General features: G+C 40.0%; 18 protein-coding genes. 5 read left to right on the top strand and 13 right to left on the bottom strand.

What is annotated here, in order from left to right:
* Positions 1-41: 41 nt before the first annotated feature.
* Entirely contained in the window at positions 42-254 is a 213-nt protein-coding gene (locus UP17_RS29280) for an adenine deaminase C-terminal domain-containing protein (RefSeq protein WP_284149528.1), read from the top strand.
* Between the two features lie 144 nt (positions 255-398).
* Complete coding sequence (locus UP17_RS13140) at positions 399-1,457, top strand: lactonase family protein (RefSeq protein WP_061463413.1); 1,059 nt, start codon at positions 399-401, stop codon at positions 1,455-1,457.
* A gap of 59 nt (positions 1,458-1,516) precedes the next feature.
* Here the strand turns inward: UP17_RS13140 and UP17_RS13145 are convergent, their stop codons facing one another.
* The 5 genes from UP17_RS13145 to UP17_RS13165 form a co-directional block, all read right to left on the bottom strand.
* Complete coding sequence (locus tag UP17_RS13145; protein WP_061463414.1) at positions 1,517-2,314, bottom strand: endonuclease I family protein; 798 nt, start codon at positions 2,312-2,314, stop codon at positions 1,517-1,519.
* 93 nt (positions 2,315-2,407) lie between these two features.
* Positions 2,408-3,022 carry an NUDIX hydrolase gene (locus UP17_RS13150; protein ID WP_061463415.1) on the bottom strand — a complete coding sequence of 205 codons (615 nt, stop codon included), beginning with the start codon at positions 3,020-3,022 and terminating at the stop codon, positions 2,408-2,410.
* 556 nt (positions 3,023-3,578) lie between these two features.
* Positions 3,579-4,919 (bottom strand): aspartate aminotransferase family protein, encoded by a 1,341-nt coding sequence (locus UP17_RS13155; protein WP_061463416.1) that lies wholly within the window; start codon positions 4,917-4,919, stop codon positions 3,579-3,581.
* A gap of 78 nt (positions 4,920-4,997) precedes the next feature.
* Positions 4,998-6,455: a CoA-acylating methylmalonate-semialdehyde dehydrogenase gene (locus UP17_RS13160; RefSeq protein ID WP_061463417.1), complete on the bottom strand. Its 1,458-nt coding sequence runs from the start codon at positions 6,453-6,455 to the stop codon at positions 4,998-5,000.
* Positions 6,456-6,691: 236 nt separating this feature from the next.
* Positions 6,692-7,243 (bottom strand): GNAT family N-acetyltransferase, encoded by a 552-nt coding sequence (locus tag UP17_RS13165; RefSeq protein WP_061463418.1) that lies wholly within the window; start codon positions 7,241-7,243, stop codon positions 6,692-6,694.
* A 488-nt stretch (positions 7,244-7,731) separates the two neighbouring features.
* Here UP17_RS13165 and UP17_RS28885 point away from each other — a divergent pair, with 488 nt between their 5' ends.
* Both UP17_RS28885 and UP17_RS13175 read left to right on the top strand, forming a co-directional pair.
* Entirely contained in the window at positions 7,732-7,851 is a 120-nt protein-coding gene (locus UP17_RS28885) for an NAD(P)-dependent oxidoreductase (protein ID WP_081108815.1), read from the top strand.
* A gap of 416 nt (positions 7,852-8,267) precedes the next feature.
* Positions 8,268-8,468, top strand: coding sequence for a cold-shock protein (locus UP17_RS13175; protein WP_029714163.1), 201 nt, complete (start codon positions 8,268-8,270; stop codon positions 8,466-8,468).
* A 211-nt stretch (positions 8,469-8,679) separates the two neighbouring features.
* Here the strand turns inward: UP17_RS13175 and UP17_RS13180 are convergent, their stop codons facing one another.
* From UP17_RS13180 to UP17_RS13215, 8 genes are all read right to left on the bottom strand, one after another.
* Positions 8,680-9,534 (bottom strand): crotonase/enoyl-CoA hydratase family protein, encoded by an 855-nt coding sequence (locus UP17_RS13180; protein WP_208857022.1) that lies wholly within the window; start codon positions 9,532-9,534, stop codon positions 8,680-8,682.
* 213 nt (positions 9,535-9,747) lie between these two features.
* Positions 9,748-10,740 carry an ABC transporter ATP-binding protein gene (locus UP17_RS13185; RefSeq protein ID WP_061463421.1) on the bottom strand — a complete coding sequence of 331 codons (993 nt, stop codon included), beginning with the start codon at positions 10,738-10,740 and terminating at the stop codon, positions 9,748-9,750.
* Positions 10,741-10,753: 13 nt separating this feature from the next.
* Positions 10,754-11,767, bottom strand: a complete 1,014-nt coding sequence (locus UP17_RS13190) for an ABC transporter ATP-binding protein (RefSeq protein WP_061463422.1) — start codon at positions 11,765-11,767, stop codon at positions 10,754-10,756.
* 49 nt (positions 11,768-11,816) lie between these two features.
* Positions 11,817-12,746, bottom strand: coding sequence for an ABC transporter permease (locus tag UP17_RS13195; protein ID WP_061463423.1), 930 nt, complete (start codon positions 12,744-12,746; stop codon positions 11,817-11,819).
* Entirely contained in the window at positions 12,746-13,675 is a 930-nt protein-coding gene (locus UP17_RS13200) for an ABC transporter permease (RefSeq protein ID WP_053346403.1), read from the bottom strand. Before UP17_RS13200 ends, UP17_RS13195 begins: the two co-directional genes overlap by 1 nt.
* 133 nt (positions 13,676-13,808) lie before the next feature.
* Entirely contained in the window at positions 13,809-15,443 is a 1,635-nt protein-coding gene (locus UP17_RS13205; protein WP_250211667.1) for a peptide ABC transporter substrate-binding protein, read from the bottom strand.
* A gap of 699 nt (positions 15,444-16,142) precedes the next feature.
* Positions 16,143-16,577, bottom strand: a complete 435-nt coding sequence (locus UP17_RS13210; protein WP_061463424.1) for a DMT family transporter — start codon at positions 16,575-16,577, stop codon at positions 16,143-16,145.
* Positions 16,578-16,749: 172 nt separating this feature from the next.
* Complete coding sequence (locus tag UP17_RS13215; RefSeq protein ID WP_349817571.1) at positions 16,750-17,415, bottom strand: GNAT family N-acetyltransferase; 666 nt, start codon at positions 17,413-17,415, stop codon at positions 16,750-16,752.
* A gap of 989 nt (positions 17,416-18,404) precedes the next feature.
* On the opposite strand from UP17_RS13215, the gene UP17_RS13225 reads away from it, so the two are divergent.
* Entirely contained in the window at positions 18,405-19,031 is a 627-nt protein-coding gene (locus tag UP17_RS13225; RefSeq protein ID WP_061463426.1) for a CAP domain-containing protein, read from the top strand.
* The last annotated feature ends 90 nt before the right edge of the window (positions 19,032-19,121 follow it).

A 19,121-nucleotide genomic window follows, 5' to 3' on the forward strand; every position in this document is an offset into this window, starting at 1 on the left:
CTAGCCTCCCTCCCACCCCCAATTTCTGGATTGGTGAGTAAATGAACTTATATGATGTCGTTCATTCATTGAAACGAATCGATGGTGCCCTATTGAAACCCGGTGCAAACAGGCATTTCAACCCTTTCCTTACACTTGCTTCCTTGGCGTTACCTGTCATCCCGGAAATTAAACTGACTGATCAGGGCTTATTTTCCGTTTCTGAGTTTAGGCATATTCCTATCGAAGTCTCAAAGCCAGTCGATAAAATTTGACCCCCTTGTCGTTTTTTTTCTTCTCGCCCCAGTAATTTCTAAATGAATCAGGTTCCAACTCGACTTAAACCGGGAAAAGGATATAATGCGTATCATCTATGTTAAAATAAAAATAAACACAAATCTTTCTTGGAGGAGATAAATATGGCAAAACATGATCAACAAACCATAATTGGATACATTGGCACTTACACAAAAGGAAACAGCAAAGGCATTTACCGCTTTACTTTAGATACAGCAGAAGGAAAACTCAGTACACCGGTTCTTGCAGCAGAATTAACCGATCCGACTTATCTCGCCATAAGCCAGGACAAGAAGAATCTCTACGCCATTTTAAAAGAAGCGGGCAGCGGTGGAGTTTCAGCCTATTCGATTAGTGAAGAATCTGGTGAGCTTACCTACTTGGGCAAACAACTGACACCAAATGGTTCTTCCTGCCATATAAGTGTCGACAGCAAGAAACAGGTTTTGGTCACTTCCAGTTATGGAGAAGGCGTGATTGAATCATATCCGCTTCAGAACGAAGCGGTCCCTTTACCTGTATCATCCACTGTTCGACATGAGGGTCACGGACCTAATGAAGAACGTCAGGAAAAAGCACACACTCACTTCGCTGGTTTTACACCGGACGAAAGATTCATTGCTGTAGTCGATCTAGGAATAGATAAAGTGATAACTTATAAAATACATAATGGGATTATGGAAGAAGTAAACAGTTTATCCGTTGCACCAGGCAGCGGACCACGGCATTTGACCTTCCACCCAAACGGAAAATTTGCGTATGTCATGTCTGAGCTTGTACCAGAAGTCATTGTTTTAAGTTTCGACAGTCTAACCGGGAGTTTTTCTGAATTACAAACGGTCCGGACCATTCCCGAAGATTTCAAGGAAAACAGCCAGGGCAGCGCCATTCATATTTCTGATGACGGGAAATTCGTATATGCCGCAAACCGCGGACATGATAGTATAGCCGTTTACCAAATCAATCAAGAAACAGGGAAATTGGCATTCGTGGAACTGGTCAATTCCGAAGGGCATTGGCCACGAGATTTTTCATTGGACCCTAGCGGAAAATTCCTGATCGCTTCTAATGAACAATCAGGAAACCTGACACTATATGCACGGAATGAACAGGACGGAAAATTAACATTATTGCAAAAAGATGTTCAAGTTCCCTTTCCCGTTTGTGTGAAATTCCTTTAAAATCTCTCATTAAAAAAGGATTGAAGCTTTTACCACAGCTTCAATCCTTTTTTTATAATTTAATTCCATTTCTCCGCCATTTCGGGGAAATCTATAAATGGGTTTCGATTACCCTGAATCTCATGTATAGCCTGGTTTCTATGTTTTTCATAAGTGCTGACCGGAAAGAGCCGGTGCCATTCCATTAGCAGTGCCAGGTCAATATTGCCGTTATCGATGATTCCCTCATACCTGAGTAAAAAATACATGGTAGCCCTCGCTACGATGCCTTTCCCGTATTCAGGTTCGAATTTACCTTCGTCCGATTTCCCGCAACCCGCTTTTATTCCTGCAGCCGATGCTTCTGGGATATAATCCTCAAAATCATGGTATGGATAGTTACCCCGGCTACTGTTACAAGTTGGTTCGCAGGCGAACAGATGGTGCAAATCCCCCCTCATCGGTTCTTTTTTATTGAACCATGATTGAGGTACGACATGTTCACAATTAACGAGCATGTTCTCCATCTTCGTTGATTCAATCCCTTTTGACAACTCTTCTAGGATACGGATATCTTCCTCAATGACTTCTATAGGATCCATTCCTTTACCGGAATACAGGCTTTTCAGCTTGCCATTTTCCTGTAAGTCAACCCAAGGGTAAACATGACGATGTGGTGAGTAGTTCAGCTGGTTTTTATGGGTTGCTACTAGTAGTTTCTTCAATCCTTCTCGGTCCAAGGAACCATCTTGATAGTATTCTCGCTTAAGTTCCTGATCTTTCGTTTCATCGTAGTATTCGCGGTTTTCATTGAAGTTCACATGCGCAGCCATTGCCATTTCCCGTTCTTTTTCAAGTATTTCAAAACTATTCTTCATCCACTCATCCCCCCGATTCTATTAAAACCTAACTTTTACCATAATTTAAGTTTAATAGAAATCCATTGAGAAAAAAAGGTGCTTTAGAAGTGTCTAACGAAGAATTTCTATAAAATGGGTAAGGATTTTCGCTGTCATTCCCCAGATTACTCGATCGTTATATAAGTAAAAATATTCTTCCATTTGTTTTGGCTGCCATTTATAATTCTCCCCGCCAACAATTAAATCTTGGGGGAAGTTTTCATGTGGTTCTATTTTATATTTCACATGATATATCTCTGGCGGTTTTTCCATGAAAAAGGAAAGCGGTACACTAAAAATGGTTTCTACCTCAGCTGGATTAGGGATTATCCGTTGATAGTTACGAACAAATCCTGCATAAGGATATACAATCATCCCAAAAGGGGATACCAAATAATCAATTGGAAAGACATTATAAATATCTTCTTTTTTCAAACCAAGTTCCTCATATGTTTCCCTAAGGGCAGCCGATTGTTCATCATGGTCCGACTTGTCTATTTTCCCGCCTGGAAAACAGATATCCCCTGGCTGCCTCCTAAGTGTGTGTGAACGCTCTTCAAAAAGAACATGTATTCCATCTTCTTTTTCTATAAGCGGAACCAATACAGCATACTTTGAAAAACTCTCACTACCTAAAATTTCAGGGGTATGTAATGTGAGTTTTTTTGTTATATCTTCATTCTTCATGTACCACACCTCTTCTGAAGTTAATATTGACAATATGAAATCGGTATTTTTCAACCAATCATTATCATTCCATTTTCAAACATCCGCTATAACTAAGCAAGGAAAACGATTCCAAAAATCCCCCCTTTAATTCGTCATAGATCTCTTATTCTTTCTATCCTTGTTATTTCATATAAATATAGGCCTTTTAAAAATCTAAGTGATAGAGGAATTAAATCTTATCCATTACTCCAAATCTAACTTTTCGTCACGAAAGGGAAATTCATTTTCTATTTAACCTACGGAAAAGCTAATTTATGTATGGACAAACCACAGGCTTTTAGAGTTTTTTTACGCGTTATACCCGGTCCTTTGACCATATATAAAAGCACCGTTCAAAGTTTCTGAACGGTGCTAAAACTAAACGCAGCATCCTCAATTAAAAGGAAATATTTCCGAAAAAAACCGAATGTTGAAATAGGGAAAATCAACAAGTACATATTGAACTCTATTTATATACCGAATTTTCAGGAAACGTATTTCAAGGCCACCTATTCTATTTCTGAAGTTTTTTTATTTATAGTTCTGTTAGTGTTCGCTTTACAGTCGTTACGATGAATAAGAAATCCTCTTCAGTGATACTTAGTGGGGGAGCGAGAGTCAGGACATTATTGAAGCCTGCTACTGTATCACCATTTTTACCTATAATCAGCCCCTTTTCTTTGCATGACGCAATCACTTTATTGATTTTGGAAAGATCGATCGGTCGTTTTATCTGTTTATCTTCCACTAGTTCAATCCCTACCAACAAACCTTTCCCGCGTACATCCCCAACATTAGGATGAGATTTGATTTCTTCAAACTCTTGCAGAAAGCGAAGCCCTAACTCTTCAGACCGTTCTATTAGTTTTTCATTTTCATATATTTCAATATTTTTTAAAGCAAGGGCACAGGAAGCTGGATTGCCACCAAATGTATTTACATGTCGAAAGCGATCATATTCATCTGAACCAATGTACGCTTCATAAATTTCACGTTTGACGGCTGTAGCGGATAATGGCAGGTAAGCGCTTGTGATTCCTTTAGCCATTGTTACGATGTCCGGTTTTACATCATAATTCATAAATCCGAATTTCTTTCCAGTACGGCCAAACCCGCAAATGACCTCATCCGAAATGAGAAGGACACCATTTTTCTCACAAATTTCTTTTACCCGCTTCATATATCCATCAGGTGGCATCAGGATTCCGCCTCCAGTGATGATTGGTTCCATGATTACCGCGGCCACCGTTTCGCCCAATTCCCATGTAATGGTACGGTCAATTTCAGCCGCACTTTTTTCACCGCTTTCATCCTCTGGGTTTCGGTATGAATCCGGCGGTGATACATGAAGAAAACCTGGGGCGAGTGGTTCATATTTAAACTTTCGTTGTGCTTGCCCGGTAGCTGCCAGTGCCCCCATTGAATTGCCATGATAACCTCGATAACGGGAAATGAATTTATAACGTCCATGTTCACCTTTTTGCTGATGATACTGCCGAGCAATTTTAAAAGCTGTCTCATTTGCTTCTGAACCGCTGTTAGAGAAGAAAATCACATAATCCCCATCCAGCCATTCATTTAACTTCTCTGCTAGCTTAATAGCCGGGATGTGGCTGTTCGTTAAAGGGGCATAAGGAAGCTCTTTCAACTGCTCGTAAGCTGCCTCGGCCAGCTCCGTGCGACCATATCCTACGTTGACACACCATAAGCCTGACATCCCATCCAGGAAACGATTCCCATCAACATCCGTAATCCATGCTCCTTGCCCTTTTTGGACTACCATTTTCCCAGGGTTGGGTTCAGCCCCTTTCATATGATGCCACACATATTTGCCATCCATCGTTTTAAGATCATGACCCTGTTTTTCAACCGGCATATGCCACACTCCTCCTATAATAATGTATAAAGCTATAAAGGAAGGCCGACCACAAATAGCGTCGACCCCTTTTTCCTATCAATATCTTGCCGTTAACATTTTCTTTCTAGTGTAAAATTCCACGCCGTCCTTCCCATTGGCATGAAGGTCTCCATAAAATGAACTTTTATAGCCGGAAAAAGGAAAGAATGCCATAGGCGCGGGTACGCCAAGGTTAATACCAAGCATCCCTGCATCAATTTCTTCACGAAATTCCCGGATGGCTTTTGCACTATCCGTATAGAGGCAGGCACCATTGGCAAATTCGGATTGATTGGTCAAATCGATTGCTTCTTCAAGCGTATTAACCCTTACTATGGATAAAACAGGGGCAAAAATTTCATCCTTCCATATTTTCATGTTTGTTTTTACATGGTCAAATAATGTCGGCCCAACATAATAGCCATTTTCCTGATCGCCTTCTTTTCTGCCATCACGAAGGAGAACCGCTCCTTCTTTTTCCCCGATATCAATATATTGTTCTGTTCTCTTTTTATGAGTATCACGGATCACAGGGCCCAAGAAAACGTCCTTATCCATTCCATTGCCAATCTTGATGTCATCCGCTGCAGCCTTTAATCTCTCAACAAGCAAATCTCCCACTTCTCCTACCGCAACAACCACCGACGCGGCCATGCAACGCTCGCCTGCTGATCCGAAGGCGGCATTCGTTATGTTCGTTACGGCATTATCCAAATCCGCATCAGGCATGACGATTGAATGATTTTTCGCTCCTGATAAAGCCTGGACACGTTTTTTATTGGCAGCTGCCGTTTTATATACATACTCTGCTACAGGTTGGGATCCGACAAATGATATCGCTTTAATGTCTTCATGCTCCAAAATTCCATTCACGACATCGTGGGCACCATGGACAATATTGACAACACCATTCGGAACGCCGGCCTCCGTCAGTAATTCTACAAGGCGGTTGGCTAAAAGCGGGGTCCGTTCTGAAGGTTTTAAGATAAACGTATTTCCACAGGCTATTGCAAGCGGGAACATCCAACAGGGAACCATCATTGGGAAATTAAATGGCGTAATCCCGGCAACGACACCCATTGGATAACGATACATGCCAGATTCAATTCCAGGGGATATATCAGGAAGCTGACTGCCCATCATCAAAGTAGGCGCACCTGCAGCGAATTCTACGCATTCAATTCCACGTTGAACCTCACCATATGCTTCTGTATAGCTTTTTCCATTTTCTATCGTGACCAGCTTTGCAAGTTCATCCCAGTGTTCTATCAATAATTGCTGGTAACGGAATAAGAAGCGCGCTCTTTTTGGCACGGCCACCTTTTTCCATTCTTTATACGCCTTTTTAGCAACCTGCACCGCCTGGTCGACATCTTCCTTTGTGGAAAGGGGTACGATTGCCAAAGCTTCTCCTGTTGCCGGATTAGGCACTTCTTCATGTTTCGATGTTGTGGAATTCACCCACTTGCCACCGATATAATTTTTCAACGTTTCTACATCATTGATAACAGTCATTAAAGAAACCCTCCATTTCAACACGATTTCATAGTTTTATTATATTTTTCAAACGGGCTTTTTACATTAGACGTTTTGTATAGTTTTTGATTCAATATTTGCACAAATTGTTTGATTTCGATTTTCCTATATTCATAATAATCATGAAAAGAAATTTCCCCACTCAATACTCATGGTAAAATCCGCTTTTAACCTTTTTAGAATATTTCTTTCCCTTTAATCAGCAGGCTTTCAAATCAACATTTAATAATCGAGTATAACTTTAGGTCCTCATGCTTTCCTTTAACAAACATCCCTTTCCTTATGATTCCCTCAAAAGACATTCCAGCCTTTTGCATGACTCGCTCCGAACCCAAATTTCCTACAAAGCAGCGTGCTTGTATTCTGACAAGGTTCATATTATCGAAGCCAAATTCGATTATCTTTTTGGCTGCCTCCGTCACCAAGCCATTCCCCCAATATTCTGGTGCCAGCACATATCCAATTTCAGCTCTATGATGATCAACCTGCCATGAAACAAAGTCAATAGTGCCAATCAACTTACCACTTTCCTTGTATTGTATTCCCCATGGAGCGATTTTCTTATCCTCATAATTCTGTAATGCAAATCGGATAAAATCCCTTGTATCGCATAGGGAACGATGGGCTTCCCATGTGACGAAGCGGGATACATCACTATTGGATGCATAAGCGAACATGTCTTCGGCATCATTCATGGTGACTTTCCTCATAACTAAACGTTTTGATTCTATGGTAGGCAGCTGTCCATATATGTCTTTCACGTTCATGATTACACCCCATTCCATTAATTATTTGTATTATAGCAAGATTGGAAAGCAATCACTGTTCCCAATTGAAATATCATTGAACTTATGTTTAATTCAGAAAAATAGGCAGGGGGAGGATCATGCCAAGAAAACTCATAATAAGCCAAGCTTGAATGGACCTTTATTACAGAGAGTTAAAGAATTGGTACCCGAGTGGATTGTGATTTCCTGAAGATCTCCGGAAATTTGGAAGGATCATATTACCGATTCGGAAGTGATCGCAGGCTGGAAAAAGGAAATGTCTGAATCAATTGACACAAACGAAATAAAAAGGTTCCAGACACGGAGTGCCGGAGTGAATGCTTTACTCCTGGAAAACTTAGAAAAAAAGAATGTGCAGATTACAACTGCAAATGGCGTCCATGCCCCCCCATTCTAGAAACCATTTTTCTTGTTAATGCTTGCTTTAACAAGAAAAATACATGTACTAAGCAAAAGCTGGAAAAGGCTTGGCATCACGCAAATATAAGCAGGAAATTCATGAAAAGACCATCGGAATCATCGGTATTGGGAAAATCAAAAAAGAAACCGCTAAAATTGCCAAGTCTTTTCCTTTGACCGTATTATGAATGCCCATTCCGGTAAATCAGAAATTGTCGATGAGATGTTCACACAAAACAATTGAATCCCTTCTTCCTAAGTGCGATTATATTGGCGGGACATTACCCGCACACATCCGGAAATACGGAATTTTACGAGCAACGGCTTATTCAGGATATATTTTCATGGCGAATTTAATGAACGATCTTAATGGTAAAAAACCCTTCAACAAATTTACTTGATTACAAAAAAGGGCATTAATAATTTTTTAACATCTAGCATTATAAATAATCTTGCTTTGTTTACTTGCAGATTCCGACAATATCTGTTATATTTAATAAGAATTATTTTTGTTCGGGAAGATTGATAAGTGAAACACTTTTCGTCTAATGATTGAGCAAGGGTAGTAACACAATGTGTGGATTCACACTAGGAGGCAACAACAATGGAACAAGGTAAAGTAAAATGGTTTAACGCAGAAAAAGGATTTGGCTTCATCGAACGCGAAAACGGAGACGATGTATTCGTACATTTCTCAGCTATCCAAAGCGAAGGATTCAAATCATTAGACGAAGGTCAAGAAGTTACTTTTGAAGTTGAGCAAGGTCAACGTGGACCCCAAGCTACTAACGTTCAAAAAGCATAATTTTAAATACAATATATAACGGACTCTACTTGTAGAGTCTGTTTTTTTTATTGAATTGCAATAATTAAAAAACCCCTATTCACAGGGAATAGGGGAACATGAAACAAGTTTAGTAAATGGTAAACACAGTATAACACACTAAGAAACGAAACCCTAATTTATCCGAAAAGTAAAAATTATCACGCACTTCCCTAGGCTTTAACCCTACCATTCATTTCTTATCCACTTCATATGTTCGATCCGTTCCCCAAGGATAAAACGGGGGCATATCGGAGCTGCTTTTCATTTTGAAATCAGCTTTCCTTTTTTCAAGGAAGGCTTCGATCCCTTCTTGTGCATCCGCTTGTTTTCCGGTCCAATGAATCATTTTCGATTCTATTTTATGCGATTCAACAGGATGGTTTGCACCGAGCATGGTCCACATTAACTGACGGGATAACGTCACTGAGACGGAAGATGTATTTTCCGCAATGTCTTCTGCAATTTCCATTGCCGCAGACATCAATTCATCCGGCTCAACGATCTTGTTTACCAATCTTCCCTCATATGCTTCACTGGCAGAAATCATTCTGCCGGTAAAAATCCATTCGGAAGCTTTGCCCATTCCGACAAGCCTAGGTAAGAACCAACCGCTGCATGCTTCCATCGTTATCCCTCTCCTCGCAAATACAAAACCCATTTTTGCATCTGTTGAAGCAATTCTAATGTCCATAGGCAAAGTCATTGTTATCCCAATCCCAACTGCCGCTCCATTAATGGCTGCTATCATGGGTTTCTTCATCTCAAAAATCCGTAATGACAACATCCCCCCTGCATCTCGGTATTCAACCAAAGGGGTATGATCCATAAAGGTTTCTGCACCTTTCTCCAAATCCATTCCAGCACAGTAAGCATCCCCAGCGCCAGTTAAAATAACGGCTCGTACGTCATCACTTTCATCCGCTTCATCTAAAGCAAGAATCATCTCCTCACACATCTTTTCATTGAAAGCATTCATTCTTTCAGGACGATTAAGAGTAATTATCATGACACGATCGACGATTTCACTAGTTATCGTGGAATACAATATCAGTCCCTCCTTCTCTTACAAATTGGTACAAGAAACAATTATTTATTTTTACATATAATTACATTTTATATGTTTTATTTTCAGATTCCTAGTTATTTATTTTGACATACTATAAAATAATTTATTCTTCAAGATAATCGCTTATATCTAAAAATATTTTAAATAAATATGTAAAAAAGGACCAGTCGCAAACGCAACTGGTTTTTTTGTTTACCAATATAAATGACAAGCTACGAAATGTCCCGGTTTTTGTTCTTTCCATTCAGGTACAGCACTGGAGCATATCTCCATCGCTTTAGGGCAGCGAGTCCGAAATACACAACCGCTCGGCGGATTTATCGGACTTGGTACATCGCCTTTAAGTACGATTCTTTCCCGTTTAATAGTGGGATCCGGAATCGGCACTGCAGAAAGCAAGGCTTGCGTGTATGGATGTAGCGGATCATTCGTTAAAGAATCACTATCCGAAAGTTCCATCATCCTTCCAAGGTACATGACTAAAATGCGATTTGAAATATACTTGACCATCGATAAATCATGTGCGATGAATAAATAGGTCAAGCCCATTTCTTTTTGTAGCTCTTTTAATAAGTTAACCACTTGAGCTTGTATCGAAACATCCAGGGCAGAAATCGGTTCATCACAAACGATGAATTTAGGATTTAATGCCAAAGCCCTTGCAATTCCAATACGCTGGCGTTGTCCACCGCTGAATTCATGCGGAAAACGAGTGATATGTTCCGGACTTAAACCAACCAGCTTTAATAGGTCTTCCACCCTTTTTCTTCTCTCTTTACCTTTTGATATCCCATGTATGGCAAGTGGTTCCCCAATCAATTCCTCCACCTTCATCCTTGGGTTCAAGGATGCGTAGGGATCTTGGAAAATCATTTGTATTTCACGGCGGATTTGTGACATTTCCCCCTGTTTGTAATCGAAAATATTTTTCCCCTGAAAAAGAACTTCGCCATCTGTCGGTTCATATAGCCTTGTGATTGTACGCCCTGCAGTCGATTTACCACAACCGCTTTCCCCAACCAGACCGACAGTTTCCCCCGGATAGATTTTGAGATCCAAACCATCTACCGCTTTCAGCGTCTGAGAACCAACGGGAAAATACTTCTTCAGATTCTTTATTTCAACAAGAGGAGAATTTTCGTTGACTGTCTTTTCTTTAACTGACTTATTTTTTAGTGAAACCATTGGTTCTCCTCCTTTATACATTAGTCGGTGCTTGTACCTGTGTTGCTTTTGCCATTGGGTGGTGCAGCCAGCATGCAGCTGTCTGACCCTCTTCCACTACTTCAAGTTCCGGATCATGGTCTTTGCACACTTTCATTGCGGATTCACATCTTGGATAAAATGGGCATCCTTTTGGCGGATCCAATAAATCCGGCGGTGATCCGATAATGGGAACCAACGGAGCCGTTTTTTCCATATCCAGCCTTGGCACCGTTTTAAGCAGGCCTCTTGTATATGGATGCTGTGGGTTTGAAAATATAGCTCCTACCGTTCCCGTCTCCACAACCTTGCCTGCATACATGACGACTACCCGTTCACAAGTTTCCGCAACCACACCTAAATCATGAGTGATTAATATAATGGAAGTATCCATTCTACGTTGGATATCTTTCATCAGTTCCAAAATTTGCGCTTGTATCGTTACATCCAATGCCGTTGTAGGCTCATCCGCAATTAGCAATTTCGGTTCACAGGCTAAAGCCATTGCTATCATTGCCCTTTGGCGCATACCACCTGAAAACTCATGTGGATATTGTTGCATCCTTTTTTCCGGCTGAGGAATACCTACAAGTTTAAGCGTCTCCAACGCCCGTTCGTATGCATCTTTTCGGGACATATTTTTATTATGCTTTAAAATACCCTCCATGATTTGGCTGCCAATTTTTGTCGTTGGATTAAGCGAAGTCATTGGATCCTGAAAAATCATGCTGATTTCATTTCCGCGAATCTTCTGCATTTCCTTTTCACTCATTTTAATAAGATCTTTACCGCCAAAGTTTATAGACCCTTTTCCATACTCTGCTGGAGGTGTTTCCAATAATCTCATGATGGATTTCGCAGTAACACTTTTACCGCATCCGGACTCTCCAACAATGGCGACGGCTTCCCCTTTTTTAACTTCAAAGTTCACGCCGCGAACCGCCTGCACTTTTCCTGCATAAGTATGGAAGGTGATGTGTAAATCATTGACTTCTAATAGGTTCTCCATCATCGTCCCTCCTATTCTAGTAATATCAAATCTTTATGTTAGGACTCTATTATTTCCGAAGTTTTGGATCCAGGGCATCCTGCAGTCCGTCACCAGCCACATTGAACGCGAACATGGTTAAGGAAATCAATATTGCCGGGATTAAAAGTTGATAGAAATTCCCTACCAAAATGCTTCCCAGGGCATCACTTGTCAATGTTCCCCAGCTTGCTTGAGGCGCTGGCACTCCAAGACCCAAAAAGCTTAGTGTAGCTTCGGCAAAAATCGCAGTGGGTACAGTCAACGTTAAATTGACCAGGATCGGTCCCATTGTATTTGGAATCATGTGTTTTCTTAAAGTCCAGCTCGTATTGGCTCCAGAGATGGTTGCTGCATGGATATATTCATTCTCTTTAAGTTGTAAGACCTGTCCCCTTACTAGTCGTGCCATGGGAATCCACCCTGTAATCGACATCGCAATGATGATCGGCAGAATACCAGGTTTTAATACGACCATCATTAAGATAACCATCAATAGGTAAGGGATTGCATAGATCACTTCAGCAAACCGCATCATGATATTATCTGTGCGTCCGCCACGAATGGCTGAAATCCCGCCATAAAGGACACCAATCAAGAAGTCAATCAGCGCAGCCATCAATCCAATGAACAACGATATCCTCGCACCATACCAAGCTCGCGTGAATAAATCCCTTCCTGAAGAATCCGTTCCAAACCAATGCTCGGCATTTGGACTAAGATTCTTTTTCTCGAAATCTTGTCCATAATAAGTATACCCGTTAATATATGGACCAAAAATCGCCAGTAAGACCAAGAGGATAATAAGTACGAATCCCGTCATTGCCAATTTATTTTCTCTAAAACGACGCCAGACGTCAGACCAATATGAAACTGTAGGTCTGGCAATTTTTTCAGCTTCCTTAAAGTTTCCTTCAGCGGGTTGGAACATATCTTCGGTTAAATGCACTTTATCTGCCATTATTTCTTCTCCCCCGTCACTTTAATTCTTGGATCAATCAACGTGTAGGCTATATCAACGATGAATATCAATAGGATAAGCACTGCACTATACACAATTGTGGAACCAAGAATGACCGGGTAGTCTCGGTTGGATATTCCCTTTACGAACATATCTCCCATGCCCGGAATACCAAAAATACGTTCAATGATGAAGCTTCCTGTAACGATATTAGCCGTCAGGATACCTAGAATCGTGATAATCGGCAATAACGCATTCCGAATAGCATGTTTGATTATGACACCGCTCCGTTTTAATCCTTTGGCCTTCGCAGTCAAAATGTAATCCTGCCCCATTACTTCAAGCATGCTTGTCCGCATCAATCTGGCGATGAAAGCAAGAGGCATCATTGACAGGGCAATGGATGGTAAAATGGTATGCTGCCATGTCGCCCATGTAGCAACTGGGAATATATGCCATTTTATTGCGAAATAATTGATTAAAATAGTCGCCAAGATAAAGTTTGGAACAGAGATCCCTACGATGGCAATGACCATTGATAAATAGTCGGGCCATTTATTTCTTTTCAGTGAAGCAACTACACCCAAAATTAGCCCAAAAAAGATGGCAATCACCAATGCTTGTGCCCCTAAGTGCAACGACACTGGAAATCCTTTCAAAATGTAATCATTCACAGAAATGGATGAGGATTTCAATGATGGACCAAAATCGAATTGTACGACTTCCAATAAATAATTCCCATACTGGGTCAACAACGGCTTGTCCAATCCATAGTGGACTTGAAGGTTCTCATAAACTGCAGGAGGCATTGCTCCTTCTTTAGCAAATGGATTTCCCGGAATCGTATGCATTATGATGAACGTTAATGTAATAACCGCCCATAAAGTAATAATCGCCCATTTAAAACGGTTTAATGTATATCTCAACATGGTAATCACCCCAATCATCGATTTTCTAAGGAGTTGAAAACGGAAATGAATTCATGAAATATTCAAATTCGCAATTGAAAAATGGGGTATGTCCTTATTCGGACATACCTCCCATTTCACTTTTATCCTTCTCTTATTTTTTATCCGCGTAAATAAAGTTCGGATAAGCATTAATCGGTGCATAAACTCCAGTAACATTCGATTTAACCATGTATGGTTTTGTGTAGAAGTACACCGGAAGGATTGGCATATCTTCAATCAGAACTTCCTCTGCTTTATGTAAAGCAGCCATGCGTTCTTTTGGTTCCATCGTAGATTTTGCCTCTTTTAATAAATTATCATATTCTTTGTTGGACCAACCTGCATCATTATAGGCACCATCTGTTTCCCAAAGCATGAAGGTCATTGGGTCAACATAGTCACCAACCCATCCGGCACGGGAAATTTCAAAGTCGCCAGCTTTTTCACGGTCAAGCTTAACTTGGAATTCAGCATTTTCAAGTGTCACTTCAACACCTAGGTTATCGCGCCACATTCCTTGAACGGCTTCAGCAATTTTCTTATGGGAATCTAATGTATTATACAAAATTGAAAAATTAGGTAGTTCTTTCATGCCTTCTTCAGCAAGACCTTCTTTTAACAATTTTTTGGCTTCAGCAACGTTTTCCTCAAACAAGTTACCTGTATTTTCCTGGAAATCTCCATTTGCATCAGGAATACCTGGCGGGATTACTCCAAATGCAGGCTTTTGACCACCCTGAGCAACATTTTCCGTGATTTTTTTACGTTCGATAGCCATTGATAGCGCTTTCCTGACTTTTGCATTATTGAAAGGTTTTACTTTCGTATTAAAGTTGTAATAGTAAACAGCAAGTTCTGCGCCGTTTTTGAATTCCTTGTCTCCAGAATTAACCAATTGCCCTTGCACATCCACTGGCAGTGGATAAGCGATGTCCAATTCGCCACTCTGATACATTTGCCATGCAGTATTTTCATCTTCTATTAGAGCAAAATTAACAGCGTCCAATTTGATTTTGTCTTTATCATAGTAATTTTCATTCTTTTCGATTTTTAGGCTTTCTTTATGTTTCCACTCCGTCAACTTGAATGGACCATTCGATACGTGTGTCTTTGCATCCAAAGCCCATTTTGGATTTTCTTCCTGTACCTTTTTATCGATTGGATAGAAAGTATAGAAGGAAGTTAAGTCAAGGAAATATGGTGTAGGCTGTTCCAAAGTAACGACTAATGTATGATCGTCTGTCGCTTTAACGCCTACGTCCTCTTCCTTCCCTTTCTTACTGTTGTAAGCTTCCCCGCCTTTAAGATAATAAAGTTGGTAAGCATAATCAGCAGCTGTTTCCGGTTTCAAAGCATATTTCCAAGCATATTCGAAGTCATTGGCTGTAAGCGGATCTCCATTTGACCATTTCAAACCATCTTTCAATTTGAATGTCCAAGTTAATCCATCTTCACTGATTTCCCATGATTCAGCAGAACCAGGTACGATTTTGCCCTCTTCTGTTTTCTTTGTCAGTCCCTCAAACGTATGTTCAAGGATCCATGATTCATGAGTACCTTGCGCATTGGCAGGGTGAAGCGAACCAGGTTCACTTGAGTTGTTTACGTTTAATACTTTTGATCCGGATGAGTCACCCGAGCCGCCTTCTTTTTCATTCGAAGTTTCCTTCGAACCGCCGTTGCATGCCGCAAGTATAAGCATGATGGCCATAAGAAGAGCAAGCACTGAAAATTTAGACTTTTTCAAAAAATATTCCCCCTATCTTTATCTTTCTTCGAATATTCCCATTTAAGGGATTATCCTTATACCACCTATTAATTGTTGGTATAGTACATTCTGAATATCAGCGTGGAAAGTTAGAAGCATCCATAGCAGGAATTCACCGAAAACAACTAGCGAACCGTTTGCATAAATCTGTGAATCTCCTAAAAAAAACCAATTAATGCAATTTACTAGTTAAAAAGCACACTCTTTCCAACCTCGCTAAGGGTACTATACCTCGAATTAAAGATGTTGAATTTTAAGTATATTACGAATAAACCGAAAAATCAATAAACCAATGAGTACTTTTTCACAACATAGTAATTATTTGCTAATCAATTCGATCTAGATATTAGGTAAAAAGAATGGAAAACCTAATTAATATAAAATGACTACCGACATCTTGTGGTTTTTTCAAACTCTTTTATACCAGTATTCATATAGTTTCGCTTGTCTTTTTTTACTAAATATTCCAATAATTATAGTTAGTCCGGTTGCTAAGACCACTTTCCTAGCAAACCGATTCCTGATCAAATAATATATTTTAGTAGGATAATACTTTTTCCATCGAGGTCTTTTCAAGAAAATCCCAAATAACGGATAATAACTATGTAGGAATAAAGTTATTCATCAGTCTCTCACCTATATGTACCCTGTAAATCCAATGAATAATGATGACCATTCCTATTTATGATTAAATAAATATAATGACACGAAAAGTAAACATATTCCTGCAACCTTTTTCGCATCCAATGGGATGCGAACCCCGCCAAATAAACCGAAATGGTCAATGAGGGCCCCAATCAGTATCTGGCCTGCGATAACCCCAACCAAGGCAGGAGCCACTCCAATCTGAGGGATAACCACTATTATAACAATGACATAAATGGCCCCTAGAAGTCCGCCTATCAATTGCCATTTTGGTACAGACGCGATGGCGGAAATGTTTCCATTTCCCGCGAACAAAACAATAAATAATAAAGCGAGTGTCCCGATGCCAAACGAAATGAAAGAAGCTTCAATAACCCCCACTTTTTTCCCTAATCCACCATTGATTTGCCCTTGTATGGCAATGGTGATGCCACCTAGGACCGCAAGCAACGGAAATAATATCTTCACAATGATTATCCTCCTTTTTATGTCCACCCGGACTGATTAACTGACTCCGCTTTCTAATTTTAACATGAAGAATATGTATATTTCCCCTACAAGTGGAGAAACATTCTTTAACTTGAAAAACCGGCACTATTGGCCAGCTGCTATCTTCTATCAACCTTTTTGAAAATGAATCCTAAACGCTTTGCTGTGGTAATTGACTATACTCTGTGCTTAACAAGGAAAACACTAGGGCATCATGCGATTGTTCACGAAGAAATATATAACTTCTGAGACTTCCTTCCTCTTTAAAACCAAATTTCTTCAAGAGGTTTCTGGATGCAAAATTATCCTTGAAAGTTAATGCAGCCATTCTGTTTAGTTTCAATTCTCCAAATGAATAGCGCAATACTTCGTTGACAGCCTCGGACGTAAAGTGTTTTCTCCAATATTCAGGATGGATTTCATACCCGATTTCAGCTCGTTTGTTGGCAAGGCTCAATTGATTCAGGCCAACGGTACCAATGAATTTACCTGAATCTTTCACAACAACTCCCCACCGTATCCCCCGTTTGTTTATATAAGCACTTTTAAACGAGTCGATTAAACGGCGGGCATCTTCAACTTGTGTTAAACTTTCTATCCCATCATATTTGGTCACTTCATCTTTAGACAAAATGTCAAACAGACTCTCAGAATGCTGGTGACCTATTTCAATTAACTGCAGCCTTTTTGTTTCCAATTCCCTAAACCCCATCGAAGAATCCCCCCGTATATTCAACTGTCTACTTAATTCTATTCCTGAAGAAGAGATACCTGTCTTAAAGAACAATACTTTTTGATAAACTCCTTTCCTTAACATACAATGCCGCTTCCTTATAACCGTCCTTTATAATTAAAACCCGAATGAATTTGTTAAAGAATGATACTGAAGGCCGTCCGGGTTCCCGCATACTCTAATAAGAAAAAAGATTTAGGCTGAACAGGATAAAACTCCTGTTGTCCGTATACCATCGTGGGCCCGCCCTAGATAACGACCCGATTCATTCAAGCCATTTATTTAATCCAGTCATCATTTTTTCTCGCTTATAAATAAATCCGTGCCGTTTCCCAAATCATCCTACCCTCAAGCCATTTGATTTGTTGCGATGGAAAATAACTGAGAATAACAGCATTTTATCCTTAACTTCTCCCTGGGCTTCACACCCTTTGCAAAAATGATCGCCAGTGCAAGTATCATATCCGTGGTAAATGACTGAGTTTGTTTCTCTTTTAAAATCTTCCCATTGATTTTCGTTTTTGAATATTCGCATACGCCTTTCAATATGCCTTTTCAATCAATGTGCATGTACATAAGGATTGATTTCGGCATCTCAAACAGTGCTCTTGATTTGAAAACGAAAACTTGTCTCAAATCTCTTTTTCAGGATAATATTTCACAGGAAAATATCCCCTATATACTTAATATCTATCCTTCCCAATACCCTCCCGGCCTTAAAATCCATAAAGCTCAACCATTAGGGCAATTTATTATCATTTCCACATTATTATAATTACTTCCATTTAAATGCTTTTCGTTTTGATGTCCATATTATTTACCCTGACAAACATATCCCGCAAACGAAAAATGATTCTTTTTTTACATGTAATAATTCTTCCCGTCTATCAAAAGGCCCTATGATTTTGGTTTACTATAAACACTCTCAGGTCATATGGACCCTCATCATGCATGCTCCCATTCGCTACCTTCTGCCCATTTCAATAAAGAATGGGCATGACCTAATTTTACATACAACAATTTTTATAGGATACTAGACTTCCAATCCAGATATTCTACTAGGAGGAAACAAAATGAAGAAAATCATCCTTTTATCAGCACTATCCCTATCCCTATTATCTCCAACAGTTGCTCAGGGAGCCAATACTTACGAGGTTGCAAAAGGGGATACCCTAACGAAAATTGCGTCTGAATATGAAGTCAGCCTTTCCGAATTACTTAAGACGAACACGGCTATAAACAATTCAAATCAAATTCAAATCGGACAAATCATAAATCTTCCTTCAACCATCCACACAACTAATCAAGAAAAAGGTCAGTCAGTTGAACAGCAGGTTCTTAGGTTAGTTAACGAAGAACGTTCAAAATCGGGCCTCCCTTCCCTTGAAATGGATACCGCCGTTTCCAACATTGCAAATATGAAATCTGAAGATATGCGTGATAATAATTATTTCAATCATACAAGCCCAAATTACGGATCGCCCTTCGATATGATGAAATCCTTTGGGATCGGCTACAAATACGCAGGGGAAAATATCGCAGCAGGTCAACCTAGTGCGGATGCTGTCATGAAATCTTGGATGAACAGCCCTGGACACAAGGCAAACATCCTGAACAAGAACTATACCCATATTGGAATTGGGCATGCTACAGGAGGGAAATACACCCACTATTGGACTCAGCAATTCATTGGGAATTGAGATCGTAAGAGGTGGCAGATTGCCGCCTCTTTTTTTAACCTATTTCCAATTCCAAATCTAGGGCTTCTCCTCATCCGTTATTATGAATTA

It is taken from the genome of Peribacillus simplex, from assembly GCF_001578185.1.
Classification (GTDB): Bacteria; Bacillota; Bacilli; order Bacillales; family DSM-1321; genus Peribacillus; species Peribacillus simplex_A.

Coding starts and splice junctions, on each gene's coding strand:
- UP17_RS29280 (WP_284149528.1), top strand. CDS start 42: ATGAACTTATATGATGTCGTTCATTCATTGAAACGAATCGATGGTGCC.
- UP17_RS13140 (WP_061463413.1), top strand. CDS start 399: ATGGCAAAACATGATCAACAAACCATAATTGGATACATTGGCACTTAC.
- UP17_RS13145 (WP_061463414.1), bottom strand. CDS start 2,314: ATGAAGAATAGTTTTGAAATACTTGAAAAAGAACGGGAAATGGCAATG.
- UP17_RS13150 (WP_061463415.1), bottom strand. CDS start 3,022: ATGAAGAATGAAGATATAACAAAAAAACTCACATTACATACCCCTGAA.
- UP17_RS13155 (WP_061463416.1), bottom strand. CDS start 4,919: ATGCCGGTTGAAAAACAGGGTCATGATCTTAAAACGATGGATGGCAAA.
- UP17_RS13160 (WP_061463417.1), bottom strand. CDS start 6,455: ATGACTGTTATCAATGATGTAGAAACGTTGAAAAATTATATCGGTGGC.
- UP17_RS13165 (WP_061463418.1), bottom strand. CDS start 7,243: ATGAACGTGAAAGACATATATGGACAGCTGCCTACCATAGAATCAAAA.
- UP17_RS13175 (WP_029714163.1), top strand. CDS start 8,268: ATGGAACAAGGTAAAGTAAAATGGTTTAACGCAGAAAAAGGATTTGGC.
- UP17_RS13185 (WP_061463421.1), bottom strand. CDS start 10,740: ATGGTTTCACTAAAAAATAAGTCAGTTAAAGAAAAGACAGTCAACGAA.
- UP17_RS13190 (WP_061463422.1), bottom strand. CDS start 11,767: ATGGAGAACCTATTAGAAGTCAATGATTTACACATCACCTTCCATACT.
- UP17_RS13195 (WP_061463423.1), bottom strand. CDS start 12,746: ATGGCAGATAAAGTGCATTTAACCGAAGATATGTTCCAACCCGCTGAA.
- UP17_RS13200 (WP_053346403.1), bottom strand. CDS start 13,675: ATGTTGAGATATACATTAAACCGTTTTAAATGGGCGATTATTACTTTA.
- UP17_RS13215 (WP_349817571.1), bottom strand. CDS start 17,415: ATGTTAAGGAAAGGAGTTTATCAAAAAGTATTGTTCTTTAAGACAGGT.
- UP17_RS13225 (WP_061463426.1), top strand. CDS start 18,405: ATGAAGAAAATCATCCTTTTATCAGCACTATCCCTATCCCTATTATCT.